29 protein-coding genes are annotated in these 26,117 nt (G+C 37.1%); 13 read left to right on the top strand and 16 right to left on the bottom strand.

Translation table 11 applies throughout. The annotated features are described in order from the left end of the window. Nucleotides 1-13 precede the first annotated feature (13 nt). The gene (locus HA632_RS04850) at nt 14-2,107 is read right to left on the bottom strand and encodes an LTA synthase family protein (protein ID WP_176306084.1); all 2,094 of its coding nucleotides are present in this window, start codon (nt 2,105-2,107) and stop codon (nt 14-16) included. 174 nt (nt 2,108-2,281) lie between these two features. Between HA632_RS04850 and HA632_RS04845 the strand changes: the two genes are divergently transcribed. From HA632_RS04845 to HA632_RS04830, 4 genes are read left to right on the top strand one after another with little or no spacing between them, the layout of a single operon-like run. Beyond that, nucleotides 2,282-2,716 carry a thioredoxin family protein gene (locus tag HA632_RS04845; protein ID WP_176306083.1) on the top strand — a complete coding sequence of 145 codons (435 nt, stop codon included), beginning with the start codon at nt 2,282-2,284 and terminating at the stop codon, nt 2,714-2,716. A 1-nt stretch (nt 2,717) separates the two neighbouring features. After that, a complete protein-coding gene (locus tag HA632_RS04840; protein ID WP_176306082.1) occupies nt 2,718-3,707 on the top strand; it encodes an FAD:protein FMN transferase in 990 nt (329 codons plus the stop codon). Beyond that, on the top strand, nt 3,700-3,909 hold the full coding sequence (locus tag HA632_RS04835; protein ID WP_176306081.1) for a DUF4266 domain-containing protein: 210 nt from the start codon (nt 3,700-3,702) through the stop codon (nt 3,907-3,909). Before HA632_RS04840 ends, HA632_RS04835 begins: the two co-directional genes overlap by 8 nt. Nucleotides 3,910-3,917: 8 nt before the next feature. After that, nucleotides 3,918-5,351 carry a DUF3570 domain-containing protein gene (locus HA632_RS04830; RefSeq protein WP_176306080.1) on the top strand — a complete coding sequence of 478 codons (1,434 nt, stop codon included), beginning with the start codon at nt 3,918-3,920 and terminating at the stop codon, nt 5,349-5,351. 221 nt (nt 5,352-5,572) lie between these two features. Here HA632_RS04830 and HA632_RS04825 read toward each other — a convergent pair whose 3' ends face one another. The 6 genes from HA632_RS04825 to HA632_RS04800 all read right to left on the bottom strand — a co-directional run bounded on the left by HA632_RS04825 (nt 5,573) and on the right by HA632_RS04800 (nt 8,392). Beyond that, nucleotides 5,573-5,908, bottom strand: coding sequence for a GIY-YIG nuclease family protein (locus HA632_RS04825; protein ID WP_176306079.1), 336 nt, complete (start codon nt 5,906-5,908; stop codon nt 5,573-5,575). A gap of 223 nt (nt 5,909-6,131) precedes the next feature. Then, nucleotides 6,132-6,332 (bottom strand): hypothetical protein, encoded by a 201-nt coding sequence (locus tag HA632_RS04820; protein ID WP_176306078.1) that lies wholly within the window; start codon nt 6,330-6,332, stop codon nt 6,132-6,134. A 30-nt stretch (nt 6,333-6,362) separates the two neighbouring features. Continuing rightward, nucleotides 6,363-6,884 carry a hypothetical protein gene (locus HA632_RS04815; protein ID WP_176306077.1) on the bottom strand — a complete coding sequence of 174 codons (522 nt, stop codon included), beginning with the start codon at nt 6,882-6,884 and terminating at the stop codon, nt 6,363-6,365. After that, nucleotides 6,881-7,183: an SdpI family protein gene (locus HA632_RS04810; RefSeq protein ID WP_176306076.1), complete on the bottom strand. Its 303-nt coding sequence runs from the start codon at nt 7,181-7,183 to the stop codon at nt 6,881-6,883. The genes HA632_RS04815 and HA632_RS04810 overlap by 4 nt, the downstream gene beginning before the upstream one ends. 79 nt (nt 7,184-7,262) lie before the next feature. Next, a complete protein-coding gene (locus HA632_RS04805; protein WP_176306075.1) occupies nt 7,263-7,640 on the bottom strand; it encodes a hypothetical protein in 378 nt (125 codons plus the stop codon). Between the two features lie 173 nt (nt 7,641-7,813). After that, entirely contained in the window at nt 7,814-8,392 is a 579-nt protein-coding gene (locus HA632_RS04800) for a hypothetical protein (protein WP_176306074.1), read from the bottom strand. Nucleotides 8,393-8,863: 471 nt separating this feature from the next. Here HA632_RS04800 and HA632_RS04795 point away from each other — a divergent pair, with 471 nt between their 5' ends. From HA632_RS04795 to HA632_RS04765, 7 genes are all read left to right on the top strand, one after another. Next, nucleotides 8,864-9,535, top strand: coding sequence for a response regulator transcription factor (locus tag HA632_RS04795; protein ID WP_176306073.1), 672 nt, complete (start codon nt 8,864-8,866; stop codon nt 9,533-9,535). Continuing rightward, complete coding sequence (locus tag HA632_RS04790) at nt 9,522-10,919, top strand: cell wall metabolism sensor histidine kinase WalK (protein ID WP_228778753.1); 1,398 nt, start codon at nt 9,522-9,524, stop codon at nt 10,917-10,919. Before HA632_RS04795 ends, HA632_RS04790 begins: the two co-directional genes overlap by 14 nt. Before the next feature lie 75 nt (nt 10,920-10,994). Continuing rightward, on the top strand, nt 10,995-11,492 hold the full coding sequence (locus HA632_RS04785; RefSeq protein ID WP_176306072.1) for a DUF2231 domain-containing protein: 498 nt from the start codon (nt 10,995-10,997) through the stop codon (nt 11,490-11,492). 186 nt (nt 11,493-11,678) lie between these two features. Continuing rightward, nucleotides 11,679-12,821, top strand: a complete 1,143-nt coding sequence (locus tag HA632_RS04780; RefSeq protein WP_217902827.1) for an alpha/beta hydrolase — start codon at nt 11,679-11,681, stop codon at nt 12,819-12,821. An 8-nt stretch (nt 12,822-12,829) separates the two neighbouring features. Next, nucleotides 12,830-14,251, top strand: coding sequence for a M17 family metallopeptidase (locus HA632_RS04775; RefSeq protein ID WP_176306070.1), 1,422 nt, complete (start codon nt 12,830-12,832; stop codon nt 14,249-14,251). A 3-nt stretch (nt 14,252-14,254) separates the two neighbouring features. Further along, complete coding sequence (locus tag HA632_RS04770; RefSeq protein ID WP_176306069.1) at nt 14,255-15,472, top strand: acetyl-CoA carboxylase biotin carboxylase subunit family protein; 1,218 nt, start codon at nt 14,255-14,257, stop codon at nt 15,470-15,472. A 54-nt stretch (nt 15,473-15,526) separates the two neighbouring features. Then, complete coding sequence (locus tag HA632_RS04765) at nt 15,527-16,075, top strand: hypothetical protein (protein ID WP_176306068.1); 549 nt, start codon at nt 15,527-15,529, stop codon at nt 16,073-16,075. A 79-nt stretch (nt 16,076-16,154) separates the two neighbouring features. Here HA632_RS04765 and HA632_RS04760 read toward each other — a convergent pair whose 3' ends face one another. The 7 genes from HA632_RS04760 to HA632_RS04730 form a co-directional block, all read right to left on the bottom strand. Continuing rightward, complete coding sequence (locus HA632_RS04760) at nt 16,155-17,345, bottom strand: hypothetical protein (RefSeq protein WP_176306067.1); 1,191 nt, start codon at nt 17,343-17,345, stop codon at nt 16,155-16,157. Nucleotides 17,346-17,433: 88 nt separating this feature from the next. After that, nucleotides 17,434-18,258 carry a type 1 glutamine amidotransferase gene (locus HA632_RS04755; RefSeq protein WP_176306066.1) on the bottom strand — a complete coding sequence of 275 codons (825 nt, stop codon included), beginning with the start codon at nt 18,256-18,258 and terminating at the stop codon, nt 17,434-17,436. 81 nt (nt 18,259-18,339) lie between these two features. Beyond that, complete coding sequence (locus tag HA632_RS04750) at nt 18,340-19,449, bottom strand: carboxylate-amine ligase (RefSeq protein WP_176306065.1); 1,110 nt, start codon at nt 19,447-19,449, stop codon at nt 18,340-18,342. A gap of 27 nt (nt 19,450-19,476) precedes the next feature. Further along, complete coding sequence (locus tag HA632_RS04745; RefSeq protein ID WP_176306064.1) at nt 19,477-20,424, bottom strand: RimK family alpha-L-glutamate ligase; 948 nt, start codon at nt 20,422-20,424, stop codon at nt 19,477-19,479. 36 nt (nt 20,425-20,460) lie between these two features. Then, nucleotides 20,461-21,174, bottom strand: coding sequence for an esterase family protein (locus tag HA632_RS04740; protein WP_176306063.1), 714 nt, complete (start codon nt 21,172-21,174; stop codon nt 20,461-20,463). Nucleotides 21,175-21,414: 240 nt separating this feature from the next. Beyond that, nucleotides 21,415-21,813 (bottom strand): glyoxalase, encoded by a 399-nt coding sequence (locus HA632_RS04735; RefSeq protein WP_176306062.1) that lies wholly within the window; start codon nt 21,811-21,813, stop codon nt 21,415-21,417. Between the two features lie 203 nt (nt 21,814-22,016). Continuing rightward, entirely contained in the window at nt 22,017-23,336 is a 1,320-nt protein-coding gene (locus tag HA632_RS04730; RefSeq protein WP_176306061.1) for an OmpA family protein, read from the bottom strand. Between the two features lie 229 nt (nt 23,337-23,565). Here HA632_RS04730 and HA632_RS04725 point away from each other — a divergent pair, with 229 nt between their 5' ends. After that, complete coding sequence (locus HA632_RS04725) at nt 23,566-23,958, top strand: acyl-CoA thioesterase (protein ID WP_176306060.1); 393 nt, start codon at nt 23,566-23,568, stop codon at nt 23,956-23,958. Here HA632_RS04725 and HA632_RS04720 read toward each other — a convergent pair. Together HA632_RS04720 and HA632_RS04715 are read right to left on the bottom strand one after the other, a co-directional pair. Continuing rightward, the gene (locus HA632_RS04720) at nt 23,952-25,214 is read right to left on the bottom strand and encodes a mechanosensitive ion channel family protein (RefSeq protein ID WP_176306059.1); all 1,263 of its coding nucleotides are present in this window, start codon (nt 25,212-25,214) and stop codon (nt 23,952-23,954) included. The genes HA632_RS04725 and HA632_RS04720 overlap by 7 nt on opposite strands. Further along, entirely contained in the window at nt 25,207-25,491 is a 285-nt protein-coding gene (locus tag HA632_RS04715; RefSeq protein ID WP_176306058.1) for a DUF3817 domain-containing protein, read from the bottom strand. The genes HA632_RS04720 and HA632_RS04715 overlap by 8 nt, the downstream gene beginning before the upstream one ends. 84 nt (nt 25,492-25,575) lie before the next feature. Here HA632_RS04715 and HA632_RS04710 point away from each other — a divergent pair, with 84 nt between their 5' ends. Beyond that, on the top strand, nt 25,576-26,091 hold the full coding sequence (locus HA632_RS04710) for a DUF6155 family protein (protein ID WP_176306057.1): 516 nt from the start codon (nt 25,576-25,578) through the stop codon (nt 26,089-26,091). Nucleotides 26,092-26,117: the final 26 nt, after the last annotated feature.

Genomic DNA, 26,117 nt, shown 5'->3' with positions numbered 1-26,117 from the left:
ACTTTTTTTTATCCTATTGGTTTAGTTTCTTATGCTTTAATAAATAGGCGGAACTTTGATAGTACGCAATCGTTTCCTTCACCAAATCTTCTCTCAAAGCAGTCATTGGTTTTTCTTCAAAGTGTGTTTGGAATTCCTGTTTTATCCGTGGCTTGATTTGTGGGATTAACTGAAATTGTTTTACTTTTTTAACGGGTGAAATCACTGTGAGTACATTGTCTTTAATCAAGCCTAAATCTTGATAAGTAGCCACAAAAGCCCTTGGATGGTAGTTTTTATCAAATACATCTTGTCCGTAAAATTTACTGTTGTAATCAAAGTGAAGTAAACCAAACAATGTTGGCATTACATCAATTTGCGACATCAAAGTATTGACATGTTTGGGTGTTATAAATCCCGGTGCATAGACCATAGCAGGAATGCGGTATTTTTCTAATGGCAATTCGGTTTTTCCCGAGCTCGAGGCACAATGATCTGCTAAGATGACAAACACGGTGTTCTTAAACCAAGATTGTTTTTCGGCCATTTTGAAGAATTGTGCCAAAGCATAATCAGTATATTTCACACCGCCATCTCTCGACTTAGCCATTCCCGAAATATCTATTTTTCCTTCAGGATAAGTAAACGGACGATGGTTGCTCACCGTCATGATGTGGTTAAAGAAAGGCTTGTTTTGTTGGGCTTCTCGATTCATCTCTTTGATTGCCTTTTGGTACATATCTTCATCACAAACGCCCCAAATATTGGCAAACGTAATCTCTTCGGGCAAAAAGCTGTTTTTATCAATAATATCATAGCCGTTTCCGCCAAAGAAGTCTCCCATATTGTCAAAGAAAGCATCGCCGCCATACAAATACTTTACGCTATATCCCTTTTGTTTGAAAACGTTTCCGGTAGAATATTTGTTTTTGTTGTCGGCTCTTTTTACTACGCTTTCCGCTGCACTTGGTGGCAAGCATAACGTAACGGCTTCCAATCCACGAACGGTTCTGTTGCCTACTGCATAAAGATTGGTGAATTGTAAACTCTTTTCAGCCAAAGTATCCAGGAAAGGCGTAAGGTGTTTTTCATTGCCGTATTCGGTCATAAAATCTTCGCTCAGACTTTCAACGGTAATCAGCACCACATTCTTGTGAAGTTCGGTCGAATCACTTGACACGGTTCGCAATGTGCTTTCGTCTTTTATTCCGGCCAATTGTTTTTGCAGCAAAGCAAAGGCTTCGTCGTTGGATATAGTTTTGTAAAACTTATCAAAAGCCAATTCGTTATTTCTAAAAGCCGTGTAGAATTTGTACATTCCGTTAGCTTCCAACTCATTGACATAAACATTGGTGTTGTTTTCTTGTTGGGCTATTATCGGAACAGCAAACAATGACAGCATTAATAGCAAGGCATAAATCCCGAATCCGAGGATTTTATCTCTAAAAGTAGGCAAGCGATGCAAAAACGGTTGGGAACGTTTTACAATGCTATAAGTAATTGCCAGAGTCATTAACCCAACCACCGTAAATAAAGGAATCACCGGATAAGACTCCATGATATTACCGATGACAGTATTGGTGTAAACCAAATAATCAACGGCGATAAAGTTGTAACGCACGCCAAATTCATTCCAAAAGAAAAACTCACTAACGGCATTTTGAACAATTACCAAAACAAAGATGAAAATGGCTATTGAGAATAGGATCAATCTTAATGGTTTTCGGTATTTAGGTAAAAACAATAACAATCCGAACAATAAGGTTTTTAAAGCGATAAAGCTGATGGCAATTTCGGGTAATGAACCACCGTATTCATTAAGTATTGTATTAAAAAAGGAAACATATAACAGCAGCAAAACCAATCCGCCAAAGATAAAATAGCCCCAAGGTTGGTCATACTTTTTATTGGATAAAAACAACAAATAAAGCCACAAAAAAGCACTGCCTATTACAAACACCAAGGTGTCGGAAATTAATCCAAAACCAAAGATTTTAATGATTTCAGAAAAACTAAAACTCGACTGGGTGATGGTTTGGAAAAGCAAAACCAAACGAAGGATAACATTGGTAATGAGAAACAAGAACAATAGGCTAATAATTGGAGAGTGCTTTTTGAAATAATTCATAGAGGATTGACGAATTTAATTACAGTTGGTTTTATAACAAGACAACACCTAAAAACCCTAAATTAAAATTAGCTTAAGAAAAAAGTTCTTGTTAAAAAAGAACAATAAAAAGATAATTTTACTCATTGAGGTAGGGTAAATGAATCCTAACTTTCTTTACATAAAAAATCAATCATGAAACGCCTTTTTTTAATTGCTTTTGTATTATTAACGGCCAATGGTTTTGCTCAAAACTGGACTAATAATTTCGAAGAAGCCAAAGCCACTGCCGCCAAAGAAAACAAAAACATCTTATTAGTGTTTTCCGGTTCCGATTGGTGCGCACCTTGTATCAAATTAGACAAAAACGTATGGCAATCAGCCGAGTTTAAAACTTATGCCGAGGGCAATTTAGTGTTATTGCGTGCTGATTTTCCTAAAAAGAAAGCCAATGTATTACCCGAAGAACTCAAAAACGCCAATTTGGCTTTGGCCGAAAAATACAACAAGGAAGGATTCTTTCCTTTTGTAGTGGTTTTAGACAAAACCGGAAAAGTAATTGCCAGAAAAGGGTATGAAAACCAAACCGCCGAAAAATACATAGCCGAATTACAAGCCCTGATTAAATAACATGAATCGATTCCTCTTAATAGTATTTCTTGCCGTAGGTTTGGGTGCCAATGCCCAACTGATTCACAAACGAAAAGTGAGTTTGCTGGGCAGTCCGTTTGAAATAACGGTGGTGGCCAAAGACACAGTGCAAGCCAATCAATATGAAGACATGGCTATAGCCGAAGTCAAACGCATTGAGAATTTAATTTCCGATTGGATTCCCACCACACCATTATCACAAATCAATCAAAATGCCGGAAAGCAAGCGGTTAAAGTGCCCACAGAATTAATCGAATTGATTGAGCGCTCCATAAAAATCTCAAAACTTACCGATGGTGCTTTTGACATTAGTTATGCCTCTATGGATAAAATATGGAAATTTGACGGCAGCATGAAAGAAATGCCTTCGCCGGAAGCCATCAAAAAATCGGTAGAAAGAGTAGGGTATGAGAATATTGTTATCGATACAGAAAAACAAACTGTTTTCTTAAAACTCGAAGGGATGAAGCTTGGTATGGGCGGTATTGGTCAAGGGTATATCGCCGATAAAATCAAAGCCTTATTATTTTCTAAAGGTTGTGTCGCCGGATTGGTGAATGTTTCTGGTGATATCAGTACTTGGGGCAAACAGCCTAACGGAGAACAATGGAAAGTGGGAATTAAAAATCCCATGAACAAAAACAAAATATTTGCCACATTCCCGCTCGAAGATACTGCGGTAGAAACTTCTGGCAGTTATGAAAAATATGTCACCTTCAACGGCAAACGCTATTCACATATCATCGATACTCGTACCGGTTATCCGGCCACGGGTTTAATCAGTGTAAGTGTATTTGCCAAAACCACCGAACTGGCCGATGCCTTAGCCACAGGTGTATTCGTAATGGGCAAAGACGCCGGAATGAACTTGGTCAACCAATTACCCGGCGTAGGTTGCATTATGGTGGATGAAGAAGGTAAAATAACGACCTCAAAAAATATCGATATAAAAAAATACCAACATGACTAAAGTATTTGGATTATTAGCAATGATTGTTTTCATGTCTTCTTGCACAGTGGTAAAAGAATATGAAAAAGAATATATCAACGACACCGAAATGAAATTATCGGCCAAAACTGCCGAGCGCTATGAAGTAACTTTTCAGGTTTACCGGGAAGCGGCTGCAGGTGCCAATGGTGGTAAAACAGGCGGAGGTTGTGGTTGTAATTAAAAAATAAAATGAAAAAATACATTTTCCTATTTGCCTTATTAAGCGGTTATTCTTCTTTTGCTCAGGAAAAAGACAGTACCGCTGTTTTTAAAAAACGAGTTCTCGACGCTACCGAAGTTGATTTCTTAATCAGTTATTACAAACAAGACGGAGTTCACTCTGCTGTTTCGGGCGGAATGGGTTCGGAAAAACTGACCGACTTGGCTTCGAATATCGTGGTAAGCATTCCCATGAATGCCGATGATATTCTAACTGTTGATGCCGGTTTATCGGCTTATACTTCGGCTTCTTCCAGTAACATCAATCCTTTTAACGGGAGTGGTGCTTCGGGCGGTGATGACGATGACGATGATGATGACAAAGCCGGTTCGCCTTATGGTACGCCTTGGTTGGCTTCTTCGGGCGCTTCGGCTCAAGATGCGTTGACGAGTATAACCATCAATTACAGTCATAGCTCCGACAGCAGAAACTTTATTTGGAATGCCGATGTGTCGTTTTCCAATGAATATGATTATACTTCTATAGGTTTTGGCGGCGGTATTGCCCAATTGTTCAACGAAAAAAACACCGAGTTAAGTTTGAAAGCCAATGTTTATCTCGACCAATGGAGACCAATCTTACCAACAGAGTTGCACGAATATGACCGCTATGGCAATGGTTTCTTAAACAACGGCTATTTCAGTGGCGTGACGGTTTATGACCAAAACGGAGTGTCAACTACCGGCTATTTGCCTTCTCAGTTTGAAGATATCAAATCGGTGAATCGAAATTCTTATTCGTTGTCGTTTACCTTTTCTCAAATATTGACCAAAAAACTACAGGCTTCCCTTTTCTTTGACGTGTTACAACAGCAAGGATTATTGTCAACGCCTTATCACCGCATCTATTTTGCCGATAAGTCCAATTATTATATTGGGCAAAGCCAATACATACCGGTATATGAAACACCTGAAAATTTGGGTGTTTATCGCTTGGCCGATGACATAGAGCGTTTGCCGGATACGCGTTTCAAACTGCCGATAGGCGCTCGATTAAATTACTATATCAACGAAACATTTAAACTGCGCACTTACTACCGTTTTTATACCGATGATTGGGGCATTCAAGCGCATACAGCCAATATAGAAGTGCCGATTAAGTTAAATGATCACTTCTCCATTTACCCAATGTATCGTTATTACACCCAAACAGAATCGAAGTATTTTGCCCCGTTTGAAACGCATGTGTCTACTGAAAAGTATTATACATCAGATTATGATTTATCTACGTTCAACGCCAGCCAGTATGGAGTAGGAGCTACTTACCTTGATATTTTTACCAAAGCCCACATCTGGAAGTTTGGCTTAAAGAATATCGATTTCCGTTTCAACCACTACCAACGCAGTGATACTTTAAGCGCCGATATCGTTTCGATGGGCTTTAAGTTTGTAATGGACAAGTAGGGTGTAGGGGTTAGGAATTGGGGTTTTGTTTCACAGAGGTTTTGGTTCTCTTTGTCATACTGACGAAGGAAGTATCACATTATATTTATTGGCGTAATGTGTTCCATTCGTTGCAGGCATGACAAGATTTCTACGAGTATTTGTCATACTGACGAAGGAAGTATCTCATTATATTTATTGAGAAAATATGCTCCGTTTCCTCCGTTGTCGAAATAAGAGTATTACTGATTTTTAAACCGATCATTCAAAAACTCAAATTGAGGATTGAAAACTCTAATCAATTCGAGTTTCTTATCTCTTCTCCAACCTTTTATTTCTTTTTCTCTTGCAATAGCTTGTTGCACCCAAGTAAATTTTTCATAATAGACTAAATGCTCAATATTGTATTTAGAAGCAAAGGTTTTAATACCTTTTTCAATATTCTCTTTGTGCTGTTTTAATCTCACACCAAGATTGTTGGTCATTCCAATGTAATAGGTTGAGCGGTATTTATTGGTAATGATGTAGACATAATAAGAATGATAACCCTCATTATATTCAATCATTGTGTTGTTCATTTTACTTAAGTTTTATTGCTTTAGTTGTTATGTGTTCCCTCCGTTGTCGGGATGACAAGGTTTCCGAGTGTATTTGTCATACTGACGAAGGAAGTATCTCATTTTGTTGGATTTTATTTATATGTTCCCTCCGTTGTAGGGATGAGAAGATTTCTACGAGTATTTGTAATACTGACGAAAGAAGTATCTCATTATCTTTATTGGTGTAATGGACAAGTAAGGGTTAGGAGTTAGGGTTTTGCTTTTTGGCAATATTCGTAAGCGATACGACTCCTATAGCGACAATCACTGCAGCACATACCATGATGATGATATGATTGGCATTGTCTTTTTGGACTTCAAACTTTAGCATATAATTGCCGAATACCAGTAATCCGCCGAAGATCATACAGATGGAACCGTTCTTTTTAGATTTGTTTTCCATGTGCTGAATTTAATTGGTTTTAAACAGGGATTACTTTTTACCCATACTTTTCAAAGTCAATTGGTGATTTCTGGCTGCGGCATCTTTGTGAATGTAGCTGTACTCACTATAGGGTTGACCGTTTTTAAGCAGTCTGTTTGGGTATTGTATGACCGATACAAAAATGGTCTTATCCTCTGTTTGATAGGTTTTTATTGCGATGCCTTCTTCAACACCGATTAACTTGCTTTGGTCTATTTTTTCTTCTCTCAAAGTTTTAAACATTTCTTCCAGTTCGGCCGTGTTTGTGGCTTCATTACTCGAGAATTTTACCTCGGATATTTTCCCGTTTTCAGTAGTCACATTCAAATCAGAAACCGAACCAATCTCCTTTGAAAGCTCAAAACGATTGATGTTGAATTCATCATCCATCACCTTAGTAAAAGAAGACGCCATAGGCAATGAAGAGAATTCAGTACCAATACTTAAAGCGCCTAATCCTTTAAATTCGTTTTTAGTTTCAACACAGGAAATACTAAGTAGGCCAAGGGCTAATAAAAGAGTTTTTTTCATAATGGTGTTTTTAACTTTCTTTCAATTGAATAGTAAATAAAAATTTGTCCGATAATCAAAATAGATAAAACTATTAAACCGGCGTCGTATTGCAAGTAATGAAGTATTGCTGATAACAACAGTAAAAAAGAGTACAGTAAAATCAAATAGTTTGCGGCATTTTGGTTGGCCAGTTTCCAATGTTCCGGACTCTTTTTAGCACTTCCTAATTGATAGCCATAATAAAAGTTGGGCTTCTTAGGCGGAAAGATTTTAATGAGAATGGCAAAGACAAAGAGAATGATTAATATTATGTTCATTTTTCTTTTTTTGATATTATTTTTTAATAAACCCAAGCGCGCAGTTGTTGCAAACTGCTGTTAGCTGCAGGTTTTTGTATCATTCCTTTACAGGAACATTTAGTACGAACTTTTTAAATTCTTTATTAATCTTATAAGTCAGTCTGATTACAAGATTGCCATTTTCCAAATCCTTTTTTTCAGGAGACATTTCGACAATTATTTCATTATTCTCAAAACTTAAAGCACGAATTGTGCGACCAGCGAGAGTAACATTTTTCGGTTCAATATTCTGAAACTTAAATTTAGTTAACGTTGGAACATTTACTTTCAAATAATTGTTACCGGTTAGTATTTCAAACTCTATTTTTTTATTGCCATCAACATATTTAAAATTTGCATTTTGCGCAATATCTTTTTTCGGAGCACAATTGGTCAAACAAAATAAAAAGATGAATAAAAAAATCGTTTTTTTCATTTTTAAAGTATTTACTTTTTAGCACTTATTAAAATTTGCAGCTAACGTTCCGCGGCTTCGCGGCAGTTGTGAAGCCAGCGAACTAATTATTTTCTGTTAAAGATAAAAGTTTTTCGTGAACGCGTAAAAATAAAAACCAACAATTGCGCGAAACCGCTGTTACCAGTAGTAGCTTATAAATCTTCATTAACAGTGAATTTTTTGGATTCCACATGAAACCTCAAACGTGATACATTTGTTTCAAACCAGCCATGAAATCCAATTATAAATTCTTTTGTCACTAGTTTTTTTACTTCTGATGGGTCTTCACTAAAATCTAACAGTTGTATTACTATGATTTTCTCTTTCCGGTCATTAATGTACCCAAAAAACTGTTTATAATATTTACTAACATTATTCGCTTCCTTTTTTAGCGCTAACTTTTGTTCTTTAAAACGCTCTTTATCATCCATTGCCTTTTCCCACTGGTTATTAAACTTCTGAATTGTTGAATAATATTTTTTTGGTAGTTCTTCGTCTATAAGCTTAATTGTTTTCTCGTCTGGAGTAAAGAAGCCTATAACAGTATCTGTTGAATCTTCTATGAAAAGTTTTTTTGCATATTCAGCAGGGAAAATTATCCCTTTCGATTCTTTTAGAGCAACAACTTTTATCTCTGTAACAGAATCTGTTGTCCTCAAACTAGGAATAGTTTTTTGAGCTGAAATAAATGAACAATAAAATAATATTAATATCAGCTTCGAATGTTTCATTTTTTGCAGGATGTGTTTGGCTATTACTGGTAACTCTCCAATAAGTATAACTCTTACCAGTAGATTAATATCAAACTTACAAAATTCCACACCACCAATCAATCCCCATCAATAGGGAATTATAGTGAAGTTATTAACATAATTTTCTTATAAATACTAATATTCATGTAGCTACTACGTCATAGTAACGTCATAGTAACGTCATGTATACGTTATAGATAAGCCATAGTAAAGCCATAGTAAAGCCATAGATAAGTTATGGTAAGCCATGTCAAAGCTTTTTAAAAAACTACTACTCCCTATCAAAGCCCAATCAAAGTGCAGGGAGAGTGCAAAAACACAGCAATAGAAATTATGGGCTTCACTTTGTAATCAATCAAACGGTTTCCAAATTAATTTTCCCTTAAAAACAAAAACTTCACTATCGCCAAAACATAAAAAGCAGTACATTAGCACTACAAACCCAAGGACATGAAACACATTCTAATAGTAGAGGATGAAGACGGCATAGTACAGTTCCTCAAACAAGGCTTAGAAGAAGAAGGCTACCAAGTGTCGGCGGCCAACAACGGAAAAGCAGGACTAGAGCTTTTTCAAAACACCAAGTTTGATTTAGTGCTATTGGATTGGATGTTGCCCAAAATGACCGGTCTTGAAATATGCAAAGCCATCAGAGTCCAAAACACCAAAGTGCCGATTATATTCCTCACGGCCAAAGATACCGTGCAGGAAACCGTTGAAGGACTCAAAGCAGGCGCCAATGATTACATCAAAAAACCCTTTAGCTTTGACGAACTAGTAGAACGCATCAAAGTACAGCTGCGCGACCAACCTGAAAATGAAATCTTAACTTTAGGTCCGGTGGAAATCAACTTGCAAAAACACCAGGTAACAGTCGATAAAAAAGAAGTGTCACTCACCCAAAAAGAGTTTGATTTATTGCATTATTTGGTTAAAAACAAAGGAACGGTTTGTTCCAGAACCCAAATCATTCAAGACGTTTGGGACATTCATTTTGAATACGATACCGGCGTAATCGATGTGTTCATGAACGCTATCCGAAAAAAACTCAACCTAAAAGTCGACGAAGACTATATCAAAACCATACGCGGCGTAGGGTATATTGCTAATGACGAATTATAAAATGCAACAGTTTTCTTTTAAAAACAGAATCGCTTCCAATTATATAATTACCACCGCCTTATTGATTTTGGTGGTGTTCTTTGTAATTTATTCTATCGTTAGATTTAGTGTTTATATCAGAGTCAATAACGAAATCAAAACTGAAGTCGCCAAGCATTTAAAAGAAATCGAAGTCATAGAAAACTGTGTACTCTTAATCGAAGAAGAAGAGTGGAAAACCAGTCAGTTCAATAAAGTAGAAGTCAGCCCGGCTTTTATTCAGTTTGTGGATGAATTGGGTGCTATGGTAGAAAAATCTCCCAATTTGAAACAAAAGCAGCTCACTTATAAAGCCAATGCACCGGTCAATGAATTGTTTGATACCAAAATTGAAAACATCGCCGTCCGTCAAATTCAAGTCCCGCTTTACCAAGGCACTAAAATAATAGGATATCTTATTGTGGCCATGTCCTTAGAAGATTCGGCTATGGTATTGCATAACTTGTTTATCATCATGTTAGTGGCTTATCCCATCATCTTAATCATATTATTCCTCATCGCTCGATTCATTGCCGGCCGAAGCATTAAACCGATAAGTGCGATCATAGAAACTTCTAATATCATTACCAAAGACAACCTGAAATCGAGAATTCCTTTGCCTCAAAACCGTGATGAATTGTATATCCTGTCACAAACCATTAACAACCTGCTCGATAGGGTAGAAAATGCCATAGAACGCGAAAAACAATTTACTTCAGATGCCTCGCATGAACTCAGAACGCCATTGGCAGTAATTAAAGGTACTTTAGAAGTATTGGTTCGTAAACCCCGTAATCCTGAAGAGTATAAGGAAAAAATTGATTTCTGTGTAAGCGAAGTGAATCGCTTAAATCATTTAGTTGATGAGCTGCTGTTATTAGCACGTTTTGAGAACCAAAAACAAACGCTCAAAATTGAAAAAGTATCGCTCAATACGATTTTTCTTGATGTTATTTCCAGAAACGCCACCATCATTGGGGAAAAGAAACTCAAATGCATCGCTCATTTTGACAAGGATTACTATGTCAATACTGATGCCTATTTGCTGTGTATTATTGTAAACAACATTCTTACCAATGCAGTGAAGTATTCGAAGCCTAATGATACAATCAATTTTGACATTATTGAAACCGATAACGAATTGCTGTGTTCAGTTTCAGACCACGGTATTGGCATAGCCGAAGAGGATTTGCAAAAGATATTCGACCAATTCTATCGCTCAAAATCAAACGAACATCCCGAAATAAAAGGCACCGGATTGGGATTATCCATCGTAAAAAGATTATCACTGCTGTTGCAAATCGACTTGCAAATCGAAAGCGAAGAAAACAAAGGCACCAAAGTTATTTTGGGTTTCCCTAAATAATTATAGACCTGATAATTATCATACCAAACACTGTTTATTAATGCTATTTTTGATACAAACTAAATTACTTAAACTATGAACGACGCTCATTTACACCTTTTAGTCAACCATTTTCCTATCATTGGGACGATTTTTGGATTGGGAATTTTAATTGCAGGGATTGTTTTTAAAAACAATTCGGTAAAGAACACTGCTTTTGTATTACTGATGGTTTCGGCTGTTTTTGGCTTTGTGGCCATGTCTACGGGTGAAGGCGCAGAAGAATTAGTAGAAGACATGCCAAGTGTTGGTAAGAAAATCATTCACGAACACGAAGAATTAGCCGAGAAGTTTATTTTAGTACTCTATGTAACGGGTGCTTTTGCTTTATTGTCATTGATTGCCAATCTTAAAAAGCATTCTAAAGCGAACCTTTTTACCTGGATTACTTTATTGTTAACCATAGTAACCGCAGTACTGGTAAAAGAAGTAGGAACTTCAGGTGGTGAAGTCCGCCACACCGAAATCAGAGCCAATGGCGGCAATACCGAAATCGCAGCCCCGGAAACCGGAGGAGAACACGAAGAAGATTAAATTAACGGAATGTCATCATATCCAAACCTAACAGTTTTCTGTTAGGTTTTTTTATTTTAAAGCGATATAAATTGAGATATTTCAATAAAAAATACGCATTATCAATTATCTGCTAATTTTTAAAAAACGCTTTGTCAGCAAACGACAATAAAGTATATTTACGTTTTATGTAAAATGAAATTTAGCATGCGCAGAGCCGAAGACCATGTAGCGGAAGATTTACCCATCAAGAAAATTATTGAACCCCAACTCAATATTATTTTAACCACCGACGAAGACGACGAAAGACCGGTTTATATCTCCGGAAACTTCAATAATTGGGTAACCCAAGACAAAAACTTTGAAATGGAACGCGTAGGTCAAGGTTTGTACCATTACAAATTTGCCCACGATTTCACGTATCCCGACGAATTGTTATACAAATTTACCCGCGGCGATTGGAGCGAAGTTGAGATAGACAAATTCGGCAACCGTACCGAAAACAGAAGTTGTACACAACACAATGGCGTCCGCAAAGAACACGTGGCCAAATGGCGCCACAATTGGTTGCCCTTCAAATCCAAGTTTTTACCCAAAGTCCATTTGATTTCCGAAGAATTTGAAATCCCGCAATTGAATAAAACGCGTCGAGTATGGGCACTATTGCCTCATGACTACGAAAAAACAACTGAAACGTATCCGGTGTTGTATTTACAGGACGCTCAGAATTTATTCAATGAAAAAGCCAAATACGGCAACTGGGAAATCGATAAAAAACTAGCCGTAATGGCAGAATACCAAATTAGCAAAATCATCATCATCGCTGTTGAACACGCCGAAAAGGAACGCATCAAAGAATACAATGTGGGCAATACAGTCCTCGGAAGCGGAGAAGGCAAAAAGTACATTCGCTTTATGACGGAAACTTTAAAACCCTTTGTTGACGCTAATTTTAGAACCAAGCCTGAACGCGAGCACACCGGTATCGGCGGTAGTTCTATGGGTGGTTTGGTCAGCATTTTTTCGGGGATTATGTATCCGGAAATCTTTGGCAAACTGATGATTTTTTCACCATCACTTTGGGTAGTGCCAAAAATTAAATTGTCTTTCTTAGACATGGATGAACCCCAAGACACAAGAATTTACCTCTATGCCGGAGGTGATGAAAGTGCCACCATGATAGATCATGTAAAGAATTTCAAGAAAAGATTATTAAAAAAAGAAGGCTTTGCCGATAAAATGAAAGTTCGCTTGAGCATCAATATGGAAGGCAAACACAACGAAAGATATTGGAGTGACGAATTCCCCAAAGCGATTGAATGGCTCTATTTTAGCACCAAAGAAGAATAAACAACACTATGAAGACAAAACAAATCAAAACCCTTGACGGATTTACAGGAACCATTTTAATTCCGGTTTACGAAACCAATTCCAAAAGCATAGTTCCCATCGAATACCACGGCGTTAGCGTTCCGGCCAAAGTATTCTACGGCAAAAAGGACACGCATTATTTGGTCGAAAAATACGATTGTACTCATGTCTTCATCGGTTTAGGAAAGGAGACTGATTACAAATCACTGAAAACTACTTTCAGAAGAATTGCGGCCAAGCAAAAAGAAGTTTTCGGGCAAAATATTGCTTTGGTCTTCCCGGATAAATTCAGTGCTGACGATGTAGAAGCCACTGTTTCCGGATTGGTTTTGGGTACATACAATTTAGGCCATTACAAGAAAAGTGAAGCACATCCTTTTTCTAACGACAATTTCGAATTACAATATTTAGCCAAAGCCGAAGTGGCAGAAGCCATAACCAAAGGCATTAAAATAGCCAAAGCCCAATTAGAAACGTTCAACTTAGTCGATTTGCCACCAAACAAAGTCAATCCGAAATACTTAGCCGATTGGGCCACCGAAACCGGCAAAAAGTACGGTTTCGATGTCACCGTTTTTGGCAAAGAAAAAGCAACTGAGGTTGGTTTGCATTCGTTCCTGTCTGTTGGAAAAGGCAGTGCCAATGAACCGCAATTCATCATCATGGAATACAAACCTGAGAAAGCTAAAAAACACATCGGTTTGGTAGGCAAAGGAATCACCTTTGATACCGGAGGATTGAATATCAAAACGGCAGGTATGGTTCAAATGAAATGCGATATGGCCGGAGCCGCTGCGGTTTTAGGGGCGATGCAATTGGTAGCCGATTTGCAATTGCCTTATTGGGTAACAGCGATTGTTCCCGCTTGTGAGAATTCTGTCGATGCACACTCATTTATGCCAAGCGATGTGATTCAAAGCTATGCCGGACATTCGATAGAAATCATTGATACTGATGCGGAAGGCCGATTGATTTTGGTGGATGGATTGTCTTATTTAATCAAAAATTATAAACCGGAAACGGTAATCGATTTAGCCACATTAACCGGAAGTGTCGTGGGTACTTTAGGTTATGAATGTGCCGGATTGTTTACCAATAACGAAGAGTTGTCCAAAAAACTACAGCAATCAGGTGATGCAATAGGGGAACGTTTGTGGCCATTACCGCTTTGGGATGCCTATAAGCCGGATATCGACAGCGAAATTGCTGATGTGAAAAACTATTCAGGAAAACCGGTTGCCGGAGCCATTTCGGCAGCGAAGTTTTTAGAGTATTTTACCGAAGACCACAAATCGTGGGCTCATTTGGATATAGCCGGTGTAGCTTTTGGCGATAGCGAATTTGCCAAAACCAAACATGCGACGGCTTATGGCGTGCATTTAATTACTAAATTTATTGAAAATCTGTAGCGTATGGAAAATCCAATCAAGAATTTCATCTGTATTTCCAATTACTTTAAAGGGAATGATTTCTTAATTAATTTAAAGAAGCAAGGCAATAAAGTCTATTTAATCACTTCCGAGAAGTTGCGAGACAAACCTTGGGCGTTTGAGTATATAGACGAAATTTATTTTATGCCAGGACAAGATGTTGATTGGAACCTTGAAGAATTACTAGCCGGTGTCGCGGGATTAATGCGAGAAAGAAAGATAGATGGTATAGTAGCCTTAGATGATTTTGATGTGGAAAAAGCAGCGTACTTGCGTGAAAACTTGCGCATGCCCGGAATGGGACAAACCACCGGTAGGTATTTCCGCGACAAATTGGCGATGAGAATGCGTGCCAAAGATGCCAATATTCCGATTCCGGCTTTTAGTCCGCTATTTAACGATAGCGAGATTAATAATTTTGCCGATACAGTTTCGCCACCATGGGTTTTAAAACCACGCTCGGAAGCATCGGCTTCCGGAATTATGAAAGTACATTCCAAAGATGAGCTTTGGGAAAAAATCCACGGCTTAGGAGACAATCGAATCAAATATCTGGTTGAACAATTCAAGCCTGGCGCGGTCTATCACTGTGACGGATTGAATTGGCATGGCAAAACGTTGTTTTCAATAACTTCACAATATTTGGCCACACCCATGGAAATCTCCCAAGGTGGTGGTATTTTCAGAAGTGCCAATATTCCTTATGATTCTGATGATGACAAAGAAATTAAGAAGCAAAACGAGCAAGTTTTAAAAGCATTCGGTATGCAACATGGTGCCAATCATACCGAGTTTATCAAATGCAACGAAGATGGTAAAATTTACTTTTTAGAAACGGCTTCAAGGGTTGGCGGAGCACATTTAGCAGAAATGGTAGAAGCTGCGTGTGGTATAAATCTTTGGGCTGAATGGGCCAAAATTGAAGATGCTTTGGTCAAAGGCAAAGAATACAAGTTACCCATCATCAGAAACGAGTATGCGGGAATTGTATTGACCTTATCCAAATTTGAACATCCTGATTTATCCGGTTTTAATGATGGAGAAGTTTGTTTCCGTGTTCCTTTAGAGTACCACGCCGGATTGGTAGTGAAAAGTGATAATCACACACGTGTTCGCGAGTTGTTAGACGATTATGCAGAACGTTTGATAAGAGATTTTGCCACAGTAGCCCAACAAGAAGCGGTTAAGAAATTGCATTAATAAAATCAACCGTAAACTCACGAATTATAATTTTCGAATTTGCGGTAAAAAAATATGGCTAATAAAACCTACACCAAACTCAATTTTCACTCTCACACTTTCTGTATCTGGAAAGAAGTGCCATTTGCAGAAGTCGCTGCCATGAAAATCAGTTATACCAGTCAATCCGGTAGCCAGTATATTTTTACGGCTGAAGGTTTGTATCGCATTTCCAACCATTGGGGAAGAGTGGCGAATTGTCATTGGCGTTTGATTCCTTTGACGGAATTTAAAAACCAAAATGTTACAGTTGCTTTTGCCAATTGGACTGACTTCTATTCAAATGATGATACTTCAAAGTTGTTTTTTGTAAAAGTGAATTGGGAAACCAAAGAAGTGAATTTTTACCACAAACTAACAGTAGAAAATAATACTAAAGTTGTACTGAGAAATGCCAAAGAAACCGCAAAAACCATCAGAACCATCAAAGAAGTTTTAACCCAAGAAGATTGGGCAAAGTATTTAAAATACGAGGATTTAGAAGCTTTGAGAAAAGAAATTGTAACCGAATTGGTGAATACTTCCAAGAGCTTTTTAGAGGTGAAGAAAAATCATTTATCATAATATTGTCATTTCGACCAAGGAGAAATCACATAAACAATAATGAGATTCTTCCCTATGTTCAGAATGACAAAACAAAAGTTTACTTTTCAAACATCCCAACCGTGCCGCCAACCCAATCTTTGTCTTTATTGAATTTGACGCCTATCATTTCGCCTCGGCTTAATCGAACCAAATTTGTAACCAAAGTAGGCGATGGCGCGTCTTTTTTCCAAACGGCTAAGAGGCGAACTTCAGCTTTTACCTTACCGTCGGGCGATTGTATGATGGGTTTGTAGTTGACTTTTTTCTGAAGAATGTATAAGTCTTTTTCTTTAACGGCTTCAATATCTTCGGGCTTAACGTGGAAAATCACACCGCTTCCTGAGAAAGAAAATAGCGGTTTTAAAACATAGTTTTCCAAATCAGTCGGGATTTCTTTTAAATCGGAAAGCAAAGTGGTTTCGATAAAATATTTTCCTTTCAAATAAGGTAAAATAAATTTACTGATTCTGAAAAACCAATTCGGATGTCCGGCCCATTCTACGTCGTAGCTTTTTGAGAAATCGAAGTTCAGCTGTAAATCAGTGCGCAAATCCAATTCATCAAAAATCACGCGGTTGTAAATGCGTTTCACTTGAATGGCTTCGCCTTGTTTATTTTTATAGAAAAGTTGGTTTTCCTTTTCATACAACTCAGTCACACAAACTATCGGAATACCCAAATCGCTTTGACAGTAATAGAAATCTATCTTAGTATTTTGTTTTTCGGGCTCTATTTCAAGGAGAATTACGTTTTCTTTTGGAAAGTTATTACCAATAACACCATCCATTAACTTCAAATAACTGTCAGAATTTAATCCGCTTAGGAATGGCGTCAATTCAGAGAGAAAAGGGTAGTGGTTGACGAATTTTTGAGACAAATGATTTTGAAAATTGAATAACGAAGGAAAACCTTGTACCTCAATTAGCTTGGGAACAATCTCGCCGTCTTCTTCACAAATCCCGAAATCAATAGCTAAAAACGTGGTATGATTGTCTTCATTCGGCACTTTTCTATTTAATTCTAAAGCCTTGTTAGTAAGCGACTTGAAATTATCCTTTTGAATGAAATTAATAACTTCCTGACAACCTTCTAACAATTGATTTTTTAACTCATTCGAAATAAAGAAAGGTGTTTCACCAATTCGGAACGTAACTTTATAATTGAAATCAGCGGTGATATCATCCTGCATGGCTTCATATTTGGCCACGGTAAAGTTGTCGTTGAAAAGTTGGCGGTATTTAGAATTCATTTTTTAAGTATTAAGATTGAAGTATTAAGTATTAAGATCTAAAATCTAAGACTAAAATGTCTTGATAATTAATACTCAGTACTTGATACTAATTTGATAATGATTTTCTGTGCTTCATCAAATCATTAATGGCAATGCGCAAAAAATTCGGGATAATGGTTTCGTTGGTTTTATAGATTTTATCTTCATCTAATAAATCTTCTAACATATCACGGAACTTGGTTTTGCCTTTCATCGCAATGATGTGTTCTCGTCTTTCTTTGTTCTTTAAATTCGCTACAAAACTCAGGGCATCTGCTTCGGGATGGAATTGTAAACCGACAAACTCATCTGAAAAACGCACGCCCATTATGGCACGTTCGTATTCTACATGTGTTCGTATTTTTTCTAAAGCGATAATCATTGCACCTTTTTTGCTAAAAATACTCAACTTAGGCTGAACAACTTGATAATCGCGGCTGTCGATGGCATAAAAAGGGTTATTCAAACCTTCTAAAATAGGGTCATTGCTTCCGGCTTCGGTTTTGTGAATGGTCATCACGCCAAAAGAAGTGGCTTTTCTTTTATTAATCGTGGCCAAACCGAAGTGATGACAAGCCATTTGGAACGAATGACAAATAAATAACATGTGTTTTTTTACTTTTTGGTCTTTGTTCCAATGCCATAATGTATCTATAAAATCATACCATTTCAAATCCCAGCCATCGCCTTCAAGAGGATTTCCCGGTCCGCCTGTAGAAATAAAAATATCATATTTCTGAATATCCGGAAACTCCGATTTGCCTCTGACATCAAAAATTTGGAACGTTGCTATTTGGTTAAATCTATTGATAATATCAATGATACAACGCATTCCCTGATTGGGTTCGCCGTTGTACATGTCTAAAATCGCTATGCGAATGGGGTGACTCATTTTTTTACAATTTGATGAGGCAAATTTAAGCAATAGTGTTCAGTGTTTCGTTTTTAGTTAATAACAATTCCATTAACAACACTACAATCCTTTGGTGAATTCGCTGGTAATCATGTCTACTACTTTGGTCAAATCTTGGGTATAATTAAAGACGGCCAATTGTTTGTCGGCTCCGGTGCCTTCTTTTAGAATAGTGTGAACATAATTGATTTCGTCTCGACTGCCTAATTCATCAACCACATCATCAATAAACTCGAGTAGTTCGAGAATCAAACATTTGGTATCTACTTCTTGTTGCAAGCCAAAATCAATCATGTTGCCTTCAATGCCGTAACGCGCAGCTCGGAATTTATTCTCTTTAATCAAAGCAATTCGGTAGATGTTGAAACTGGTATTGGCCATGGTCAATTTGTATAATTTAGCCACAACCGCTTGGATGATTGCTACGATACACATCGCTTCATCTACCGTCAAGCTCATATCGGTAATGCGAAATTCAATCGTATCATAGAACGGATGCAAACGCAAATCCCACCAAATTTTCTTAGGATTGTCAATACATTTGGTTTTGACCAAAGTTTCTAAATAATTGTCATAAGCTTGAACGCTATCAAAATATTCAGGTAAGCCGGTTCGAGGAAATTTGTCAAAAACTTTGGTTCTGAATGATTTATAACCGGTATTACGGCCTTCCCAAAACGGTGAATTGGTGGACAACGCAAAAATATGCGGCAAGAAATAAGTCGCTTGATTCATGAGTTGCAAACCAATTTCACGGTTTTCAATGCCAACGTGGCAATGCATTCCGAAAATCAAATTGGAGCGCGCGGCATCTTGTAATTCGTTTACGATGTGATGGTATCTTGGATCGTCGGTAATCGGTTGGTCTTGCCAACGTGAAAACGGATGAGTTCCGGCGCCACCAACTACTAGGTTTTGTTTGGCTGCGAGTTCTACTATTTTACTTCTGAGAAAACGGATTTCGGCTTTGGCTTCTTTGACATTTTTACAAATATTGGTTCCGACTTCCACCACAGACTGGTGCATTTCGGCTTTTACTTGTTCGTTTAAAATGATTTTGGCGCCATCAACAATTTTGGACAAATGAGAGCGTAAATCACGGGTTTGCGGATCTATAATTTGGTATTCTTCTTCAACGCCCAGGGTAAATACGGGTAATTTCTTCTTCATTTTTTACTTTTAATTAAAAGAAAGTTATTATTTCTCACTCACGGCGTTTTTGATAAAATCGCCCCAAGTTAGGTTGACTTTACCCGGTTTTTGTTTTTTGGCGAAAGCTATTGCCATTTTGGCCGCTTCTTCCACCACCCATTCGAAGTTTTCGGCACCAACCGAAGTATACTCAGCATCAGGAGCCGGATTGCCAAAGTCGATAGCATATGGTATTCCGTCACGCACCGCAAATTCCACCGTGTTAAAATCATAGCCTAAGCCTTTGCAAAGGCGAAGCGTGTAATCTTTAATCGTAGCCATTAGTTTCTTATCGGTATTTGGATTCTCGACTACATATCTTAAATGGTGTGGATTTCTGGGTTCGTAAGGCATGATTCTAACCGCTTTTCCGCCCAAACAATACACGCGATAATAGTCTTGGAATACTATTTCCTCTTGTAAAAGCATAACCAATTGTCCTGTTTCACGGTGTTTTTCAAAGAATTCTTCTTTGTTTTCCAATCGGTAAACGTTTTTCCAACCGCCGCCGGCATAAGGTTTCATATAAGCAGGAAAGCCTATGTAATCAAAGATTCCTTCCCAATCCATTGGATACTTCAGGTTTCTGAAGGATTTGGATGTCGTATCCGTCGGATGTTCTGCAGAAGGTAGAATAACTGTATTGGGTAACGGAACGCCCAAAGTATCAGCCAAACAATTGTTGAAAAACTTATCATCAGCACTCCACCAAAACGGATTATTGATAACATTGGTTCCGGTTAGTGCTGCATTTTTCAAAAACGCTCTATAGAAAGGAACATCTTGTGAAATTCTATCAATAATCACTGCATATTCGCCACCTTTGTTTTGCACTACTTTGTCTATAGTTACCGCTTCGGCTACGATGCCTTTTTCGTTTTTTGAATTGACTCTTTCTATAAATGCATAGGGGAAAGTGTCTTCCATTCCGAATAAAATACCAATCTTTTTCATGTGTTTTGATTTTATGTTTTGACTTACTTCTTGTTGTTAAAAAAACTTTATTCTGGATAAATAGTGCGGAAACATTTCGCGCCAAACCGGCCAATCGTGTTCCCGTTCTTGTCGAATGTCCAGCCAATGGGGAATGTCTCTTTGGGAAAGAATTTTACTCAGTTTTAAATTGGCATCAAAACAGATATCCCAATTTGAAGTGCCGAGGATGATATCCATGTTCCATAATTCTCCGTCGTTTAATCCGTGAAGATAATCTTCCGGGCTGTTATAAAACACGTTGTCATCCCAATGACCATCCATAAAACTTTTGATCGAAAAAGCACCACTCAGCGAAAACATATGACTTACATAACCGGGATGTTTGAAAGCAAAGTTAGCGGCGTGATAACCGCCAAAACTGCAACCGGCAACCGCTACTTTTCCGGCATAGGTATTGTTTTTGACGCGTTCTACAATTTCGTGGCAAATCATTTTATCATACCAAACGTGGTTTTGGATGCGATGAACCGGATGGATATTTTTGTTGTAAAAACTGTCTTTGTCAATACTGTCCGGGCAAAAGATTTGAATCAATCCTTGTTCAATATACCAGCGGGCACTTTCGATTAATCCTTGGTCTTTATTTTCGTGGAAACTTCCCATTGAAGTAGGGAAGAGGATAACCGGATATCCTGCATGTCCGAAAACCAACATTTGGATTTCACGGCTTAAATTAGGTGAATACCACTTAAAATATTCCTCTTTCATAATTGTTATTCTTTTTAACAATTATAATGAAAAATTCGTTGTATAATACGTAAATCTTTGAATTGTATTAAGTTTTACGATAAAATATTTATTGATATTTAGTTATTGAAAATTATCCAAAAAAAGAAGGAAATACAAATAGAGAATTTAATTATCATTAAGAAAAGTCAAAAAAATAACGCCATTAAACATTGTAAACAATAGTTAAAATGGCGTATTCTTTATGATTAGCGTTAGTTGTCAGGGATTGATTTCAATTAATTGGATTTGACTTTTTAATCTTTCAATCAACATGTTCATCATGCGTTTGTTGAGATTAGAGGAATTTTGAATGTATTCTGCATATTCCTCTAAGGTAAAAAAGGCGATGACCATTCCTTTTAAGGAGTTTCTGAATTTGATATCTCTTTGGATAACATTTTCAATGTAGGCCATTTTCTTTTCGGGTGTTAATGAGAAGAAAACGTTTTTTTGTTTTAGAGCATAATTGATAAAAACCTGAATGAATAAATCATTCTGTAACTTTAAAATAGGGCGGAGGGTTTTATTCTGAAAAACTTCCTCGAGTGAGGACTGATTGGTGATTGTTCCTAAAGATTCTCCTCTTAATTCTAGAACATTATTGTCTCTGGCTTCCATAGTGGGATTTTTTTAGTGGTTTTTATTTGTTTGAAGCGAACTAAAGTCTGTGTACCTGAATTTCAATGGTCGCTTTTCTCTTAATGTCACACAAGCTAAACAACTGCCGAAGGAAACATCTTCTGCTTCCATTTTTATTTAAAGTTATAAAAAAACCTCTGTCGCAAAACAGAGGTCATTTTATAGTTATCAATAATTAATTGTTAATTAGTTATCTTGAACACAGCCTTGCGAACTAAGCGTCGGGCGTACTCAGAATTCTTGTCAACCGAACTGTCGATTCCTGCTCCTTTAGCGTTTAATCTTGAAGGATTGATACCGGCTTTAACCAAAATGGCTTTCACATTTTCGGCTCTGGCTGATGCTAACTTCTTGTTATTCGCACTTTTTCCAACTTCATCAGCATAACCTGAAATCTCTACTGAGGCTGAAGGATTGTTTCTTAAATAGTTTAATACAAAGCCAATATTATCGGCCGATGCCGGTGTTGGTTGTGAATAGTTTTTATCAAAATAAACTGCGATGTAACCTTCGTTAATCAACTGCTCTAAGATGTTTTTAGACAATGCTGTATTGTTGCTGCTGTTATTATTGGTGATAGAGCTATCAATATACTTTTCTAGCTCGTCCGGAACCCCATTAGTGTTTTTGTCAACCATTCTACCTTTGGTGTCAACAGCCACTCCGGCAATAGAATTGTTTTCAACATCCAAATAATCAGGCACACCGTCTTTATCGCTATCGTTCATCAAGGTTTCGATTTCACCAATTCTGTTGTTTAATTCTGCTATTTCTTTGTCTTTTTTGTCTTGGATAATTGCCCAATCTCCGTGGATTTTCTCTCTACCGAAAGAATATGACAAGCCAAATGACATTAATATTTGTTGTCCTGAAAGGTTGTTTGTGCTTTCAGCATAAGAACCATCCCAATTAAAATGTTGTCTGTAATTATTCATGGTGCTCAAATCGGCAAAAAGAGCTAACGAATTGGTTAATCTGAATTGTGGAGAAAAACCAACAATTAAACCACCATTCCATTCATGTCTTCCCTTGTTGTGACCCGGAGCTTCTGTTTGTGGCTGCATGTAAGCAAAGTTAAGTCCACCATGTAATAACAAACCAAATCTTCCGGCAGCTTCTTCAATTCCGAATAAACGAACAGCATTCACAACTCCTTGAATACCGGTTCGGTATTGAACCATTTCAAACTCTAAGCTTTCGCTACCGCTTTGGTTTTTGAAATTTTCATAGTTGAAGTCGAATTTTAAACCAAATTTCGGGCTGATCATGTATCGAGCTCCAATCCCAAAGGAATTAAGCTGTAATCCTCCGAAAACTTTGTCCGGATTACTGGAAAAATAGCCATCAGCATATGGCTTAACACCTTTTCCTTGTCCGACTGAAAGTTCAATGGACCACTTATTATAACTATCACCGATGATTCCGGTTGTATCTACAGCAACTTGTGAATGGGCAGCATAAATGAATAAAAATGCAAATAGGGTCAGTAGGTTTTTTTTCATACTTGAATAATTTAATTTACAATTAAATGTTAAATGTATGCAAATATAAATGTTTACAGTTAATAATCAACTTTTTTCCCCTTTAATGGCAGAAGTGTTTCGGTGTTTGAGTAAACTTTACAATTAATCAATGTGACCTTAATGCCTGAAAACGTTTTCGGTTAATGAATTGCCAAAAATGGTATAGCACTAACGAAATTCATTAATTTTGCTTAACAAATTATTTCCTATGAGATTTCATACCAGAAAATGGGTAAAACCCGAAGATTTAAATCCTAACAGTACTTTATTTGGCGGTAGACTTTTGGCTTGGATTGATGAAGAATTGGCCTTGTATTCGATAATCCAACTCGAAAATCCCAAAATAGTAACCAAACACATGTCGGAAATCAATTTCAGAAGTTCGGCTAAACAAGGTGATATTGTAGAAATTGGAATAGATGTGGTGAAATTCGGTAAATCGTCGCTGACATTGACTTGTCAGGTCAGAAATATGATGACTCGAGAAATCATTATTACTATTGATTCGATTACTATGGTAAGTCTGGGAACAGACGGTAAACCAAAACCACATGGAAAAACACAAATCGAGTATATACAGGACCGATTGACCGGTTATTGATCTACAAAGTCGCTTTTGCCTGAAGGCATTTCGTAAATTTCCAGGTCAAAATAAGGAATCGAAGCAAAGATATGGTCAAAAATATCGGCCATAATATATTCGTAGTTCTCAAATCTTTTATCGTTAGAGAAAGTATAAATCTCCAGCGGAATCCCTTGAGCCGTAGGTTGCAACTGACGGCACAACAAAATCATATCCTTATTCAAACCCGGATATTGGCTCAAATATTGGGTAATGTATTTTCGGAATAACCCAAAGTTGGTCATATTTCTACCGTTAATTAACAAAGACTTATCAATGCCGCGTGTTGCATTAAACTTGTCAATCTCGGTTTGACGATGCTCAATGTAATGCGTTACCAATTGGATTCGTTTTAATTCTTCCAGTTCTTTTTCATCCAAAAAACGAATGCTTTTGGCTTTGATAAGAATGTGTCTTTTGATTCTTCTTCCACTGGAATCCAGCATACCACGCCAGTTTCGGAAGGAATCAGAAATCATGCTGTAGGTTGGAATCGTTGTCGTAGTGTTGTCAAAATTTCGAACTTTTACTGTAGCTAAATTGATTTCGATTACATCGCCATCCGCACCAAACTTGTCAAATGTAATCCAATCACCAATCCGAACCATATCATTTAAGGACACTTGAACACTAGCCACAAAACCTAAGATGGTGTCTCTAAAAATCAAAATAATGATAGCCGAAATGGCTCCAAAAGTTCCCAACATTGCATTGGTACTGATGTCAAAAACTTTGGAGACTATGATGATGAAACCAAAAGTCCAAAGCACTATCATAATTACTTGAATGTAACTGTCAATAGGCTTATCGCTAAAAGAAGGGTTTGATTTTAAATGATCTCGAAAGGCATTGAGTATGGTTTTGATAATCCACAAACTCAACAACACAATATAAATGCCAACCAGTTTCCCGAAAATGCCTTCCCAATAGACAAAGTTTTCCAAAATGATTGGAACCGATTTGTAGATAAACAATAACGGAATCAGATGAGCAGTATATTTTGCGGTTTTATTGGAAACTAATAAGTCATCAAATCTTGTTTTGGTTCTTCGGGCAATTATGATTAGGATTCTCACTAAAGCATACCTAAAAACCAAATAGATAGTGTAGGCGATAAAACCTAAAATAAGGATGTTAATCGCTAAGCTCAAGTAAGAAGATAGCGTTTCGCCAAAATCCCATCTTTTGAACAAAGGATAACTCCAACCAAATATTTTTTCGAAGATTTTATGCATTTGTCACATATTTTTTTTCCACATAAAAAGTGGCAAAAGGCAATAGGGAAGCCAATTGAACGATGGCCAATTCTTTTAAACTCCAATGCTGACTTTTATAAATGACAAAAGCCAAGGCTACATAGCCAATAAACAACAAGCCATGCGCCATTCCTATGGGAAATAACAAAGTTTTATACAAATCCGTATTTGAGGGTTTGATGACTAACATGTTAAAGAATAAAACCAGATAAGAAATGCCTTCTGCAATGGCAGTAAGTTTAAAAAGCTTGGTCATGATTTTCAGAATTTATCCGCAAAATTAAGTAATAACATTCTAAACCAACCAAAAAGCGGTTACTTTTGTTCATATAATTGCACCATGAGTAAAAGAGATTTAAAAAAATACCTAACGGAACTTTCCAAAGAACAACTCGAAGAACAAATTATTGAGCTTTATGACAAATTCAGCGGCGTAAAAGTATATTATGATTTTGCCTTCAATCCCAATGAAGACAAGCTTGTTCGGGAAGCAAAGTTCAAAATCTCTAACGAATACTTTCCGGTAAAAGGGAAAAAACCCAAAATGCGTCGTTCTGTGGCTCAGAAATTCATCAAACACTTTATATCGCTTGGTGTTGATTCGTTTATCATTGCCGATTTAATGCTTTACAACCTAGAGATTGCCCAGACATTTTCGGCGGAAAGAGTGGTCAAACAGGAACTCTTTTTCAAAAGCATGCTGACATCTTACCAACAAGCCGTAAGCTTTATGATTGAAAAGGGAATTTTGACCGATTTTAAAAGTAGAGTAGTGGCTGTGAAAGAGGAAACTATTACTCAAAAATGGGTTAATTATTATGAGTTTATGGCCGTTGTAGAAAGGCTTGAATATTAATTTTTTGTTATTTAGAAAATTAAATT

This window comes from Flavobacterium sp. J49 (assembly GCF_011742145.1).
GTDB lineage: Bacteria > Bacteroidota > Bacteroidia > Flavobacteriales > Flavobacteriaceae > Flavobacterium.
Note: the sequence above shows the minus strand (reverse complement) of the source record. Positions and strands in the feature narration are given on the sequence as shown.

Excerpts from the sequence above, each read along its gene's own strand:
- HA632_RS04740 (WP_176306063.1), bottom strand. The coding sequence starts at position 21,174 with ATGAAAGAGGAATATTTTAAGTGGTATTCACCTAATTTAAGCCGTGAA.
- HA632_RS04825 (WP_176306079.1), bottom strand. The coding sequence starts at position 5,908 with ATGAACAACACAATGATTGAATATAATGAGGGTTATCATTCTTATTAT.
- HA632_RS04785 (WP_176306072.1), top strand. The coding sequence starts at position 10,995 with ATGAACGACGCTCATTTACACCTTTTAGTCAACCATTTTCCTATCATT.
- HA632_RS04835 (WP_176306081.1), top strand. The coding sequence starts at position 3,700 with ATGACTAAAGTATTTGGATTATTAGCAATGATTGTTTTCATGTCTTCT.
- HA632_RS04800 (WP_176306074.1), bottom strand. The coding sequence starts at position 8,392 with ATGAAACATTCGAAGCTGATATTAATATTATTTTATTGTTCATTTATT.
- HA632_RS04735 (WP_176306062.1), bottom strand. The coding sequence starts at position 21,813 with ATGGAAGCCAGAGACAATAATGTTCTAGAATTAAGAGGAGAATCTTTA.
- HA632_RS04805 (WP_176306075.1), bottom strand. The coding sequence starts at position 7,640 with ATGAAAAAAACGATTTTTTTATTCATCTTTTTATTTTGTTTGACCAAT.
- HA632_RS04755 (WP_176306066.1), bottom strand. The coding sequence starts at position 18,258 with ATGAGTCACCCCATTCGCATAGCGATTTTAGACATGTACAACGGCGAA.
- HA632_RS04795 (WP_176306073.1), top strand. The coding sequence starts at position 8,864 with ATGAAACACATTCTAATAGTAGAGGATGAAGACGGCATAGTACAGTTC.
- HA632_RS04830 (WP_176306080.1), top strand. The coding sequence starts at position 3,918 with ATGAAAAAATACATTTTCCTATTTGCCTTATTAAGCGGTTATTCTTCT.
- HA632_RS04815 (WP_176306077.1), bottom strand. The coding sequence starts at position 6,884 with ATGAAAAAAACTCTTTTATTAGCCCTTGGCCTACTTAGTATTTCCTGT.
- HA632_RS04745 (WP_176306064.1), bottom strand. The coding sequence starts at position 20,424 with ATGAAAAAGATTGGTATTTTATTCGGAATGGAAGACACTTTCCCCTAT.
- HA632_RS04730 (WP_176306061.1), bottom strand. The coding sequence starts at position 23,336 with ATGAAAAAAAACCTACTGACCCTATTTGCATTTTTATTCATTTATGCT.
- HA632_RS04780 (WP_217902827.1), top strand. The coding sequence starts at position 11,679 with ATGCGCAGAGCCGAAGACCATGTAGCGGAAGATTTACCCATCAAGAAA.
- HA632_RS04810 (WP_176306076.1), bottom strand. The coding sequence starts at position 7,183 with ATGAACATAATATTAATCATTCTCTTTGTCTTTGCCATTCTCATTAAA.
- HA632_RS04760 (WP_176306067.1), bottom strand. The coding sequence starts at position 17,345 with ATGAATTCTAAATACCGCCAACTTTTCAACGACAACTTTACCGTGGCC.
- HA632_RS04840 (WP_176306082.1), top strand. The coding sequence starts at position 2,718 with ATGAATCGATTCCTCTTAATAGTATTTCTTGCCGTAGGTTTGGGTGCC.
- HA632_RS04845 (WP_176306083.1), top strand. The coding sequence starts at position 2,282 with ATGAAACGCCTTTTTTTAATTGCTTTTGTATTATTAACGGCCAATGGT.
- HA632_RS04720 (WP_176306059.1), bottom strand. The coding sequence starts at position 25,214 with ATGCATAAAATCTTCGAAAAAATATTTGGTTGGAGTTATCCTTTGTTC.
- HA632_RS04775 (WP_176306070.1), top strand. The coding sequence starts at position 12,830 with ATGAAGACAAAACAAATCAAAACCCTTGACGGATTTACAGGAACCATT.
- HA632_RS04820 (WP_176306078.1), bottom strand. The coding sequence starts at position 6,332 with ATGGAAAACAAATCTAAAAAGAACGGTTCCATCTGTATGATCTTCGGC.
- HA632_RS04725 (WP_176306060.1), top strand. The coding sequence starts at position 23,566 with ATGAGATTTCATACCAGAAAATGGGTAAAACCCGAAGATTTAAATCCT.
- HA632_RS04765 (WP_176306068.1), top strand. The coding sequence starts at position 15,527 with ATGGCTAATAAAACCTACACCAAACTCAATTTTCACTCTCACACTTTC.
- HA632_RS04715 (WP_176306058.1), bottom strand. The coding sequence starts at position 25,491 with ATGACCAAGCTTTTTAAACTTACTGCCATTGCAGAAGGCATTTCTTAT.
- HA632_RS04790 (WP_228778753.1), top strand. The coding sequence starts at position 9,522 with ATGACGAATTATAAAATGCAACAGTTTTCTTTTAAAAACAGAATCGCT.
- HA632_RS04750 (WP_176306065.1), bottom strand. The coding sequence starts at position 19,449 with ATGAAGAAGAAATTACCCGTATTTACCCTGGGCGTTGAAGAAGAATAC.
- HA632_RS04710 (WP_176306057.1), top strand. The coding sequence starts at position 25,576 with ATGAGTAAAAGAGATTTAAAAAAATACCTAACGGAACTTTCCAAAGAA.
- HA632_RS04850 (WP_176306084.1), bottom strand. The coding sequence starts at position 2,107 with ATGAATTATTTCAAAAAGCACTCTCCAATTATTAGCCTATTGTTCTTG.
- HA632_RS04770 (WP_176306069.1), top strand. The coding sequence starts at position 14,255 with ATGGAAAATCCAATCAAGAATTTCATCTGTATTTCCAATTACTTTAAA.